Raw genomic sequence first — 12,463 nt, forward strand, 5'->3', positions numbered from 1 at the left:
CGCCGATCCGATCTCCTCGTGGTCGGGCGACTCATGACGTTCGGGCTCGGCCCCACGGAGCGCCTCTGCCAGCCGCTCCTCCGCACGCGCGGCGGCCTCCTCCGGCGTCATGCCGCGGGCGCGGTAGACGAGGGCGAGCTCGTTGGCGTCGACGTCGAGGTCGCCGAGCACGTCGTGGGTCTTGGGGCTCGGGGTGGACGCTGCGAGAAGCTCACGCTGCGAGCGCACCGACACGTACTCGCCGGCCCCCATCGAGAGGGCGCCGGCGAGCAACCCGGCCAGACCGGTGAGCAGGATCGTGGCCCGGCTCGTTCCCGCAGCGCCGATGCCGAGCACGAGCGCGAGGTTGGAGACCAGGCCGTCGTTCATGCCGAAGACGGCGGCCCGGAACGTCCCGGAGATCCGGGCGCGACCACGCTGAGCGAGCGAGCGGACGACCTCCTCGTGAATCTGCTCGTCGGCGGCCATGGCAGGGGTGGCGTGGGCATCGGTCGCGTAGGCGGAACGCGACTCAGCGCGCTGGGCGAGCGCGAGCACGAACACCGAACCGAACCGGCCGGCGAGCCAGGTGAGCGTGCGCGAGCGGATCGAGGGCCGCAGCGGCAGTCCCACCTTCGGGCCGAGCAGCTGCTCCCAGTGCTCGGCGTGGCGCCGCTCCGCTTCCGCGAGCTCGTGCAAGATCGCCCGCTCCTCGCCGTCCTTGCGGTCAGCGAGCTCCCGGTACACGGCCGCCTCCGCCCGCTCCTCCGCGAGATACCGCCGCCACTTCTGGATGTCGCTGCGGCTCGGGGTGGGGGCGCTCACGCCGCCAGTCTGGCACTTGGACCCGTCCGTGCAGACACGCACCTGCCGCCGCGTGGCCGCAATGCCGCCCGAACACGCAAGGATGTGCGTGATGCAGGTGCTCGAGTGGCTCTCAGCCGTGCTCGCCGCCGTGGGCGACGTGTGGGCGTTCCGCGCGCCCGCACGACTCACCCACCCGCACGAGGCCGTCTGGGCGCCTGCGATCGGGGTGGCCGTGCTCGCCGGGCTCTCGATCATGCTGGGCAACGTGGTGGTCTTCGTGATCAACCGCGTGAGTGGGTTGCGGATGGTGGCGGGGATCGCCCTGGGTGCCGTGGCGATGGCGCTGCTGCGCATGCTCTCGGCCGCGGCGATCGCTCTCGCCGCGTGGGCCGTCACGCGCGGCGGTATCGACGGCGAGCTGATCGCCATCACCTACCTGTTCGCGCTCGCCCCGCTGGTGCTCAGCTTCCTGGTCTTCATCCCCCACCTCGGCATCGGGATCGGCCTGCTGCTCGAGCTGTGGAGCGTGCTCTGCCTGGTGTCGCTGCTCTCCCCGGTGCTGGGCGTGGGCCGCGTGGCTGCCCTGGCGATCGGCCTCGGCGGCTGGTTCCTCAGCGCCCTGTTGTCGCGGCTGCTCACCCGACCGCTGGCCGCCATCGGATCTCGCGCGTGGACGCTCGCGACCGGGCACACGAGTCTGCTCACCGGCAAGGACATCCTCACGAGCGCCACGTTCGTGCCCCTCGAGCGGCAGGAGCGGCACCGATGATCGGGATGCTGATCGCGGCCGCCGTGGCCGTGCTGCTCGCCTTCGCCTTCCTCGCCCCGCTCGAGTCGATGCGCTGGTGGACCCGCCGCACCGATGACGACGTGCTCGGAGACCTCACCCGCGCCGAGGCCGAGCCCGACGGCGTGACTCCCCTTCGTCCTCAACCTCGCCGGTTCGTGGCGTACCTCTCGGGGATCGGGACCGTGGACGGCGCCCGCGGCTCGCGGCGCGAGAAGGCGGTGCTCGACGCTGTGGCCGAACGCCTGCCCGACGTGGCGATCGCCGCCGACGTGTTTCCCTACGCCGTGGACAATCGCGGCCTCACGCAACGGGCCACGAAGTGGTTCTGGTCCACCCTGGCGCGGCTCCAGCGGATCCCGGTGGCGAGGGCGCCCTCGTACCTCATCAACCTGCGCAACGCCTTGCGGGTACTCGTCTCGGCCGACCCTCGCTACGGGCCGACGTACAACCTCGCCGTCGCGCAGGAGATCACCGAGTCACTGACCCGGCACGGGTACGACTGGGAGGAACGCCCACCTGTCACGGTGATCGGCTACAGCGGCGGCGGGCAGATCGCCCTGGGATGCTGCTGGTACCTGGCCGCGCTCGGGGTTCCGGTCTCGGTGATCTCGATCGGCGGCGTGCTCAGCGACGACCCGTCCTTGCAGCGGGTGGAGCACGTGTGGCACTTCTACGGCGCACGGGACCGCACCCACATGCTGGGGCCTCTCGTGTTCCCCGGGCGCTGGCCCACCGCGCCACTGTCCGACTGGCACAAGGCGAAACAAGCAGGTCGGATCACGCTGCGCACGATCGGCCCGATGAAGCACATGGGGGCGCGGGACTACTTCGACCGCCACCACTCCGACGACGCCGGCGTGAGCTACCGCCAGCTCACCGTCGACGCCTTGGTCGAGGCGCTCCGCGACTGAGCGCCCCCTCGCTTCCCCACACTCCGCCGTCGCCCGCTCGCTCCGCCCACGCGCGACTTCGTACAACGGCGCGGAAACCCCGGACCGAGCACCGCCGACCTCACCCATTGCGATACGCTGCGGTAAAACGTTTGCTCACCTGGAGATGCGCTCACGATGTCGACGATGTCCCGGACCGATGAACTGATCACGAGGACCGCGCCGGGGCGCGGCGCGGCTCGCCCGCGCGCCCGGTTCCACACAGACGCGGCGGAACTCGACCTCGCCGGCCGGTGGAAGTTCAGCTACCACCCGCGCGCCGACCGCGCCCCGGAGCTGCCCGAGGTCGGTCCGGACACGATCACGGTGCCGGGCATGTGGCAACTGCAGGGGTACGGCAGCCCGGCATACACGAACGTGACCTTCCCGTTCCCGGTGGACCCGCCGCACGTGCCGGATGTGAACCCGGCGGGCGACTATCAGCGCGACGTCGAGCTGCCGGAGGACCTCGCCGGGCTGCGCGTGCTGCTGCGGTTGGACGGCGTGGACAACGCGGCAGCGATCTGGTTCAACGGGGCCTGGGTGGGCGAGACCAAGGGCAGCCGCAACACGCACGAGTTCGACCTGACCGCGCACGCCCGCCCTGGTGCGAACGACCTGCGCGTGCGCGTGGTGCAGTGGAGTGCCGCCAGCTACCTGGAGGACCAGGACATGTGGTGGCTGTCGGGGATCTTCCGGCCGATCGCGATCCTGCTGCGCCCCGAGAACGGGATCGAGGACGTCCGCATCCGCGCCGATTACGACCACACCACCGGCGCCGGCACACTCACGGTCGACGTGGACTCCGATGACCCGGCTCCGCAGATCACGCTCGAAGGGGACCACCCCGCCATCCGCTCCGGCGAGCCGACCACGATTGCGCACGTGCTCCCCTGGTCGGCCGAGGATCCGCACCTGTACACGCTCACGGTGCGGACCGCCGGCGAGCGCACAGAGTTTCGGATCGGCTTCCGCACGGTCGACATCGTGGACGCGCAGCTGCGCGTGAACGGAACCCCGCTGCGCTTCCGCGGCGTGAACCGGCACGATCATCACCCCGAGCGCGGCCGTGCGGTCACGCTCGAGGAGGTCCGCACCGACCTGCTGCTGATGAAGCAGCACAACGTCAACGCGGTCCGCACCGCGCACTACCCGCCCCTGCCCGGTCTCCTGGATCTCGCCGACGAGCTCGGCCTGTGGGTCATCGACGAAGCGGACTTCGAGAGCCACGGCTTCGTGGAGGTGGGCTACCGCGCCAACGTGACCGACGACCCGAGCTATCGCGAGGCGCTGATCGACCGGATGCAGCGGATGGTGGCACGCGACCGCAACCACCCGAGCGTGATCATGTGGTCCCTGGGGAACGAGAGCGGACCAGGCCGCAATATCGAGCACATGCGGGATGCGGCCCTCGACCTCGACGGCACCCGCCCGATCCACTACGAGCGCGACTGGACCTTCGAGCACTCCGATGTGATGAGCTTGATGTACACGCCTGTGGACGTGCTCGAGCGGATCGGCCGGTTCGACGGCGCTGCCGGCACCGCGAGCGGGGCAACCGAGACCGCGAGCGGAACCCGCACGATCGCGGAGGCTGCGGCGCTCGCGAACAAGCCGTTCATTCTCGTGGAGTACGCGCATGCGATGGGCACGGGGCCGGGTGGGTTGCGCGAGTACGAGGAGCTGTTCCGCACCTACCCGCGGTTGCAGGGTGGCTTCATCTGGGAGTGGATCGAGCACGGCTTGGCGACCACGGCTCCCGGCGGCGGCCGGCGGTACGCGTACGGCGGTGACTTCGGTGAGCCCGTGCACAGCAGCAACTTCGTGGCCGACGGCCTGCTCGCCCCGGACCGCACCCCGCGCCCCGGCCTGCTGGATCTGAAGGCGGTCTACGCGCCGCTTGATCTGCAGTTGCAGGCGGGCGTGCTGCGCGTGTCCAACCGGTTCGACGTCAGCGACACCTCGGGTTTGGACTTCGTGGCGCAGTGGTTCGACGGCGACGGGAACCTCACGCAGACCCCTCTCGCCGTGCCTGTGGTCGCGCCGGGTGAGCACACGAGCGTTCCGCTCGATGTGCCCGACGGCGCAGCCTTGGTGGTCATCTCGGCTCGCCTCGCGCAGGCCACGGCCTGGGCGGAAGCCGGCCACGAGATCGCGGTTGTCGACCAGCAGTTGGGCTCTCCCTCGCTACGCGAGCCGCTGGCCCGAGAGTGGGCGATCGGCAGCTCGCACATCGCGGCTGCGGAGGTACACCTGCAGGGCCCGACCTTCGGTGCATGGCGGGCGCCGACCGACAACGATCGGGCGGTCCGCCAGGTGGAGCTGGGGAGCATCTCGGACTCCGCAGGCTGGGCGGAGCTGAACCTGCACGCACCCGGCGGTCGCACGGTGTCGTGGGAGCAGGAGGGATCCGCCACTCGGATCGTGCGCCGGTGGGGCTTCGCCGGCCGCGATGTCGGTTTCACCGAGACCACCCGCGCGGTGCAGCGTGACGGGGTGCTGCACCTGGATGCCGCGTTCGTGCCGTTCGGCCCATGGCCGGTCGCGGCGACCGTGGCACGCCTCGGCCTGGACTTCGAGCTACCGGGGCTCGGTCCGGGTACCCAGCTGCGGTGGTTCGGTCGCGGCTTCGGGCACGCGTATCCGGACACGGGAGCGGGGATGCGACTGGGCTGGTTCGATGGCACGGTGGCCGAGCTTCAGGAGCACTACCTGCGCCCGCAGGACAACGGCGTGCGCAGCGACGTGCGAGCGCTGTGGATCGAGCACGGCGAGCACACGCTGCAGATTGCCGGTGAGCCGTTCTCGTTCTCGCTGCGCCCGTGGAACGACCGCGAGCTCGACACCGCAGCGCACCCGGACGAGCTGCCCCACACCGATCGGCTGGTGCTCTCGCTGAATGCGGCCGTGCACGGAATCGGCACGGCAGCCTGCGGCCCCGGCGTGCTGCCGCAACACCGGCTCCATCCCCGACCTGCCGAGCTGCACCTGCAGCTCTCACTGACCGACAGGAGTACCAGTTGAAGACCCCCATCGGCTTCGGAGCTGCCTACTACCACGAGTACCAGCCGAGCCCGCGGCTCGAGCAGGACATGCGGCTGATGCAGCAGGCAGGCTTCAGCGTGATCCGCGTGGGCGAGTCGACGTGGAGCACGTGGGAGCCGGAAGACGGCCGCTTCGAGACCGCATGGATGCGTGAGGTTCTCGACGCCGCTCACGCACACGGCATCGAGGTCATCCTCGGCACCCCCACCTACGCGGCACCACCGTGGCTCGCCCGCGCCCACCCTGAGATCGCGGCCGAGACCAGGAGCGGCGTGCGGCGCCCCTGGGGTGCCCGCCAGGAGATCGACATCACCAGCCCGATCTTCCGCACGTATGCGGAACGGGTGATCCGCATGATGGTGACCGAGTTCGCGAGCCATCCTGCCGTCGTCGGCTATCAGCTCGATAACGAGCCCGGCGTGCTGATCCTTCACAACGAGGCCGTGTTCACCGGCTTCAAGGAGTGGCTGGCCTCCACGTTCGCCGGCATCGAGGACATCAACAACCGCTGGGGGCTCACCTACTGGTCGCACCGCCTCAGCGACTGGGACGACCTCTGGCTGCCCGATGGCAACGCCCAGCCCCAGTACGACCTCGCATGGCGGCGGTTCCAGGCCGAGGTGGTCGGCGAGTTCATCGGCTGGCAAGCTGGCATCGTGCGCGAGCTGGCGCGCGAGGACCAGTGGCTGACCACCTGCATCGCGTATGACCGCGTGGCTGCAGATGACCTCCGTATGGGCGCCGAGCTCGACATCGCCTCCGGCAACGCGTACTACCGGATGCAGGATGGCTTGGCCCACCCGGCCCCCACGCGGCCGCAGTCCTGGATGACCGATGGCACCTGGAGCGTGTTCCTGCAGGCGGACCGGATGTTCTCCTCGAAGCGCTCGCCCTTCCTGGTCACCGAGACCAACGCCGGTGCCATCAACTTCGCCAACGTGAGCGAGCCCGGCTGGGACGGACAATGGCGGCAGGCGGCGTGGGCGCAGATCTCCCGCGGTGCTCGCCTGATCGAGTACTGGCACTGGCACACGAACCACTACGGCACCGAGACCCACTGGGTGGGCGTGCTCCCCCATGACCAGCAGCCGGGCCGCGTGTACCGGAACATCGCCGAGCTGGGTGCGGAGATCAAGCACCTCGGCGATCGGGTCGCTGCCACCAGCCCCGATGCCGACCTCGCGTTCGTGTTCTCGACGCCGTCGAAGTACGCGCTCGCCTTCGAGTCGACGTTCCCTGACGAGGCTCCGGGAAACCACTCGCGCAGCTATCAGCGGATCTTCGAGGCCTTCTACAAGGGCGCCTTCGACGCCGGAATGCAGGCGCACGTGCTGCACGATCGGGCGCTCCCCTCGGGCGCCGAGCTCGCCGAGACGTACCCGGTGCTGGTGGTGCCGGGGCTGTATTCAGCGCCCGACGGCGTGCTGGCCACCTTGCGCGAGTATGTCGCCCTGGGTGGTCATCTGGTTCTCGGCCCTCGCACCGGGTACGCCGACGAGTGGGCCGTGTCGCGACGTTCCCGGCAGCCCGGTCTGCTCTCCGATCTCGCTCGAGCCGGGTACCAGGAGTTCACGACGCTGCGCGAGCCGGTCGCTGTCTCGACGCCCGCCGGCGATGTCCTGGGATCCGCGCACGGCTGGGCCGACCTTCTCGAACCCGATGGCGCCGAGGTGCTCGCCCGATTCGATCACCCCGAGTTGAAGGATTTCGCAGCAGCGACCAGTGCCACCGCCGGACCCGGCCACGTGACCACGGTGGGTTTCGTGCCCGACGATCGCGCCGCCGTCGACCTCCTACGCCAGGTCGCGGAGCGAAGCGAGCTGCGGCCCTTCACGAGCCCTGCGCCCTCGGTCACCCACACTTCGGCCACCGGCGAGGCCGAGCGCGCGCACTTCTACTTCAACTGGTCCAGCGACCCAGTCGCCATCGCGTGGCCGGACGGCCAGGTGGACGCCGACCGCGCCCGGTCACCTCAGCTGGAACTGGGCGCCTGGGACGTCCGGTTGCTCTGGGAGTCGTTCTGAGCACCGGTCGCCGCCGACCCCCACCGCACCGCTGCGCGGCGCGGCAGCCACAGCCCAGGCGATCAGCGCGAGCGAGGCCAGCGCGAAGCCCAGCACGGTGGCGATGCGTGCGGCGCGACGAAGCCGTGTCGTCACGAGAAGCCAGACGCCCACACCGAGGATCGCCGCAGCGGCGAGCTGCGGAACCGGCGTCCCGGGCTCCGTGATGTCGGTGATCCGGTTCCCGAGCGTGACCGACGTACCTCCACGAGCGGCCTCAGCCTGGATCCCGAGAATGCCGCTGACAAGCACATAGGCACCGCCCAAAGCAACGCCAAGGAGCGCGTGCACCACCCAGTGGACCCCGCCACCGGAACCGTTCGGAATCTGCCTCTCACTCACGATGCCCCCTCGCGGTCGTGCTCATCTTCAGCCTGCTGCCGATCGTGTTCGCGGTCGTTCTGCTCGTCAGTCTGACCGGGTCCGTCGACGCAGGCTGAACCCCGTCGTCGTGAGCACGATCAGCTCCGGGCGACCGCGATCCCCCTCCGCTCGCGCTGGCGGTAGTCGCCGATCATGACCGGCTCGGGCAGCAGCGAGACGGCGCAGTAGTAGTGCTCGAGCCGCCCCTGGTGGGTGATGACGGCGGGCTTGTGGGCGTAGGCGGAGTCGATGCTGCCTTCGGGGCCGACGTCGATCAATACCTGCTCGGACCGCTCCCAGGTGAGTAGATCGGTGGAGGTGGCGAAAGTCTCACGAGCGCGGCCGTCGCTGCAGAGGCCGAAGTAGTACATGACCCAGAGGTCGCCGTCACGCAGCACGCAGGGGTCGGAGGCGAAACGGTCATCGATCGCCCCGGTCTCACCGTTGCGCACCAACGGCTCGTCACTGACCCGCTCCCAACTCTGCAGGTCGGTGGAGCGGGCGAGCCCGGTCTGCTCCTGCCAGCCGCGCTCGCGCTCATCCTTGGCGTTGTAGAACAGCCAGAACTGGCCCTCGTGATACATCAGCCACGACTTGTACAGGCCGCCCCGCTCCCACGCGGCGCCATCCTCGGGCAGCAGCAGCGCACCATGCTCCTCCCAATCGCGCAGGTCACGGCTGCGGACGATCCCGATCACACCCGGACCCGACTCATACCCCGCACCCGGGTAGGCGTGATACGTGCCGTAGTACCAACCGTCGACGGCGACCAGCTCGCCCGATCCTCGGAGGTCCACCTCGCGTGCGATCGAGGTCAGCGCCGCGTTGTAGCGGCGGTGTGGGGAGTCCGGCACGCGCGGGAAGATCAGCTCGGGTTCGGACCAGCTCTGGCCGTCGAACCACGTGAGCCCACTCTGGTAGCCGATGCCATCCCAGCCCACGAACGTCATGCCTAGGCGGCCTTCATGATGGAAGACGGACGGGCAGTCGACGCCGTGGGAGTTGAAGTCGCCCGCACGGAAGGTCGGCTCCAGCACGAGCTCGGAGTTCTTGTGCGGCGTTCCGAACCGCTGCGCGAGATCGGTCACGGAATCCTCCTGAGGTTGAGGTCGTAGCTGCCGGTGCCCAGCCGTGTCGAGCGGCCCACGAAGCCCGGAGGCGGCGTGAACCAGACCTCTCCCGCGGCGGGAACAGCGAGGCGCACCTGCAAACCGACCTCGTCGGCGACCCAGCCCACCTCGTACGCACCGGCCGGGCTGTCAAAGGTGAGCGACGCCGTCGGCACGCTCGCGAGCGGTCGGGGCGAGACCACGGCACGATCCCAGGCGACGCCGTCGGGCGCCTGCTTGAAGCCCGCGATCGACTCCAGGAACCAGGTGCCCACAGCGCCGAGCATGAAGTGGTTCGCAGACTTGCGGCTGCGCATTCCGGTCCAGTGCTCGATGAGCGCGGTGGCGCCATCGGCGAGCATCTGCCCGTAGCCGGGGCCGGCGGTCTGGGTAACGAACCGGTAGATCTGCTCGTGCTCCTCCGCAGCCGCGAGCGTGCGGAGCGCTGCGGGCAGGCCGATCTCCCCGACGGTGAGCTGGTTCTGGCCCTCGCGCAGCAGCGTCAGCAGTCGCTGCACGGCGCGATCGCGATGTCGGGCATCCAGCACACCCGCATCGGCTAGTAACGCAGGTGTGGCCTGTGAGCCGGTCTCGAGTTGGTCGGCGTAACTGAAGGCCAGCTGCGAGCGCACCTGCAGCGCGCGATCCTGCAGGCGCTGCACGTGCTCGGTGCGCCCGAGTGCGCGCGCCACCGTGGCGGCACTGTCCAACGCCCGGGCGTGACCCCACGCCGCGACCAGTGGCCGCGGTGTGGACTCATCGAGGGCGATCCAATCCCCCAGGCCGGTGCTGAGCAGTCCGTCGCCTGCCTTCTCGTCGAGGTAGTCGAGGTAGCGCAGGCCCGCATCCCAGGCATCGTGCGCCGGCTCGAGCGTGCCGTAGTGGCGCCAGAGCAGCGCGGGAATGTGCCAGATCGCGCCACCCCAGTTGACGTCATCGCGGAAGCCGGTCTCCCAGTCCCAGTCGAACACCACCAGCTCGGGTGCGATGTCGGGGATCAGACCCTCTGCCGTCTGCGCGTCGATCATGTGCGTGACCATGTCGTGCCAGTGGTCGCGCACATCCCACCGGAACGCCACCGGCTCGAACACCAGATGCAGTTGTTCGAGCCAGCCGAGCTTCTCGCGGTGCGGGCAGTCGGTCGGCACGGTCATCAGATTCGACTGCGCGGCATGAGTGATGAGCGTGTCGATCCCGTGCAGTACCGGGTCGCCAAGGTGAAGGGTGCCGGTGGGGCGGTCATCGGCCATCACACGCAGCGCCTGCACGCGGATCCGCTCGGGGTTCGGCGTCACGGGGGCACCGGCAGCATCGAGCTGCTCGATCTCCAGGTACTGGAAGCCGTGGTAGCCGAAGCGTGGCTGCCACGAGGTGTCAACGCCGGCGCTGGTGAAGGAGTCGTGGATCGGCGAGCCGGTGGAGCACTGGTCCGCATGCTGCTGCTCGTCGAGGTACTCGGCAGGGCGGATGCGCAGCGTTGCGCCCGGTTCCATCCCGGCGACGTGCAGCTGAGGGATCGCCGCCATGTTGCGCGCGAACACCGCCACGAACGAGTGCTCATGCCGGACGATATCGACCGGCTCGAGCACCTCCTGTACGCGTGCCGCCGGAGCCCGCCGGGCCCACGGCTGCGGACCCTCCCGTGGCCCCCCAAGCACGGCGACCGGCTCCCATCCCTCGGCGCTCGCCCCGTCGGCACTGAGCCAGCCCGCCGGTTCGAGCCTGGCGTCATAGTCCTCACCGCCGTACCAATGCGCGAGCGTGGTGGGACCGAGCCGCGCTTGCCAGCTCTCGTCGGAAGCGAGCACCTGCCCGCCGTGCTCATCCTCGATCTCCAGCACCACGCGGGCCCGCGGCCCGAGGTCACCCCCGGTGAACTTCGTGTAGCGGCCCTCCACCTTGCGCACGTGGGCGGGCCCCTCGCCGAGCTGGAGCACCAGCTCGTTGTCCCCGGCGTGCAGCAGCGGCGTCACGTCGTACGAGCGTGCCGCGACCCGAGTGGCGAACGTGCTCACGCCGGGTTCGAGGACATCGTCGCTCACCGCCTCCCCGCCGATCGTGGCGTGCCACGCGCCGAGTGCGAGCACGTGCAGAGTCGCCCGCAGCGGCACCACGTCCAACCGCCACACAGTGCGCAGCGTCGGCTGCTCCCACGGTGGGTCGGCAGCGATCCAGGCGGGGTGGGTGACCCAGTCGCCGTGGTCGGCCAGAGCATCAGCGGACATCTCACCAAGAATAACGTTTGTTCACCGTGGTGGCCGCACCCGCTTGCCGCGGACCGCCGCACCCGCGCCCGCCCAAGTGGAACGAACTTGACGCTCGATGGCGCGACAACCGGTTGCACCCACCCGATCGCTGCATCGAGCGTCGAGTTCGTTCCACTTGGATGAGGCGCCGCGCGGGCGCACCCGCCTCACGGCCGCGCCGGGAACCCCTCCGCCTCGGCGACCCACCCGGCAGGCAACTCGACGCGTTGTGGCGACCCGTCGCCGTCGACCCATCCCGCGAAGAGCAGAGCGGCGGCCATCAGCAGCCCGCCGTTTCCAGGCAGGTACAGCGGCATCCGGTGGGGTACCTGCTGGTTGTGCCCGTTCGCGAGGTAGGTGTTCTTCGCCTCACCGCGCAGCAGCGCATCGAGAGCGATGTCAGCCCGCCCGAGCCGGGTGGCGCACATCGCGATCATCGGGAAGTCCCAGCCCCATGCGCTACGCCAGTCCCACTGCTCGCAGGCGCGTTCGAGGGTGCGCAGCATCGCGCCGTGGTCGAGCCCGCCCACCTCGGGGACCACACCGAGCGCGCCCAGCATCGACGGGTGGTCCCGATACATCGTGCGGGGCGGGTTCTGCACGGCGTCGTAGTGACCGTCCTCGCTGACCACGGGCCGCAACCCGCCCGCCACCGCTGCCCACTCGGCAGGCTCCTCACGACCATCGGCGCGGCGCCACGCGAGCGCGGTCTGCAGCGCCCACCTCACGTACGTGACCTCGAACAGCGGATCCCAGGTCTCGCGCGACCCGTACACCTCCTGCGCGGGCATCAGCGGCGGCGGCAGGTGGAACGCGCCATCCGCGCCCGCGAGCGCGAACGAGGTGAGGAACTCGGCTGTCTCGTCCACGAGGTCGCGGTACCGGGCCCGCACCACAGCCGGGTCTGCCGCGCCCGTCCGGATCGTCTCGGCGTAGCTGATCACGTGCGGCTGCTGCCACAGCAGCAGCGGGCCGATGTCGTTCGGGCTCTCGACCCCCTCGGGCCCGACGTGCTTGGGCCACCGCGCGCCCGCGAACCCCTGCTCGGCCGCGGTCCGCCGCGCGACGGGCAGGATCTCGCGGTACCAGCCGAGGCTGCGCTCCAGGTGCTCCGGCCGCCCCCACACCGGGA

Annotated in this window: 8 protein-coding genes and 1 pseudogene; 4 read left to right on the plus strand and 5 right to left on the minus strand. The window is 70.0% G+C overall.

Features of this window, described 5'->3' with window-relative positions; translation table 11 throughout:
- On the minus strand, positions 1 to 804 hold an 804-nt coding region (locus tag ACOJSN_RS09725), incomplete at its 3' end, for a VIT1/CCC1 transporter family protein (RefSeq protein WP_420112294.1).
- A 91-nt stretch (positions 805 to 895) separates the two neighbouring features.
- On the opposite strand from ACOJSN_RS09725, the gene ACOJSN_RS09730 reads away from it, so the two are divergent.
- From ACOJSN_RS09730 to ACOJSN_RS09745, 4 genes are all read left to right on the plus strand, one after another.
- Positions 896 to 1,555, plus strand: a complete 660-nt coding sequence (locus tag ACOJSN_RS09730) for a hypothetical protein (protein WP_420112295.1) — start codon at positions 896 to 898, stop codon at positions 1,553 to 1,555.
- Positions 1,552 to 2,487 (plus strand): hypothetical protein, encoded by a 936-nt coding sequence (locus ACOJSN_RS09735; protein ID WP_420112296.1) that lies wholly within the window; start codon positions 1,552 to 1,554, stop codon positions 2,485 to 2,487. Before ACOJSN_RS09730 ends, ACOJSN_RS09735 begins: the two co-directional genes overlap by 4 nt.
- 165 nt (positions 2,488 to 2,652) lie before the next feature.
- Positions 2,653 to 5,529 carry a glycoside hydrolase family 2 TIM barrel-domain containing protein gene (locus ACOJSN_RS09740; protein WP_420112297.1) on the plus strand — a complete coding sequence of 959 codons (2,877 nt, stop codon included), beginning with the start codon at positions 2,653 to 2,655 and terminating at the stop codon, positions 5,527 to 5,529.
- Positions 5,526 to 7,574, plus strand: coding sequence for a beta-galactosidase (locus tag ACOJSN_RS09745; protein WP_420112298.1), 2,049 nt, complete (start codon positions 5,526 to 5,528; stop codon positions 7,572 to 7,574). The genes ACOJSN_RS09740 and ACOJSN_RS09745 overlap by 4 nt, the downstream gene beginning before the upstream one ends.
- Here the strand turns inward: ACOJSN_RS09745 and ACOJSN_RS09750 are convergent.
- From ACOJSN_RS09750 to ACOJSN_RS09765, 4 genes and pseudogenes are all read right to left on the minus strand, one after another.
- Positions 7,518 to 7,955: a hypothetical protein gene (locus ACOJSN_RS09750; protein ID WP_420112299.1), complete on the minus strand. Its 438-nt coding sequence runs from the start codon at positions 7,953 to 7,955 to the stop codon at positions 7,518 to 7,520. The genes ACOJSN_RS09745 and ACOJSN_RS09750 overlap by 57 nt on opposite strands.
- A gap of 119 nt (positions 7,956 to 8,074) precedes the next feature.
- Entirely contained in the window at positions 8,075 to 9,064 is a 990-nt protein-coding gene (locus ACOJSN_RS09755) for a hypothetical protein (protein WP_420112300.1), read from the minus strand.
- Positions 9,061 to 11,310, minus strand: coding sequence for a family 78 glycoside hydrolase catalytic domain (locus ACOJSN_RS09760; RefSeq protein ID WP_420112301.1), 2,250 nt, complete (start codon positions 11,308 to 11,310; stop codon positions 9,061 to 9,063). Before ACOJSN_RS09760 ends, ACOJSN_RS09755 begins: the two co-directional genes overlap by 4 nt.
- Positions 11,311 to 11,498: 188 nt before the next feature.
- Positions 11,499 to 12,463: pseudogene (locus ACOJSN_RS09765) on the minus strand (hypothetical protein); the annotation flags it as partial.

The organism is Pseudactinotalea sp. (assembly GCF_048594945.1).
GTDB lineage: Bacteria > Actinomycetota > Actinomycetes > Actinomycetales > Beutenbergiaceae > Pseudactinotalea.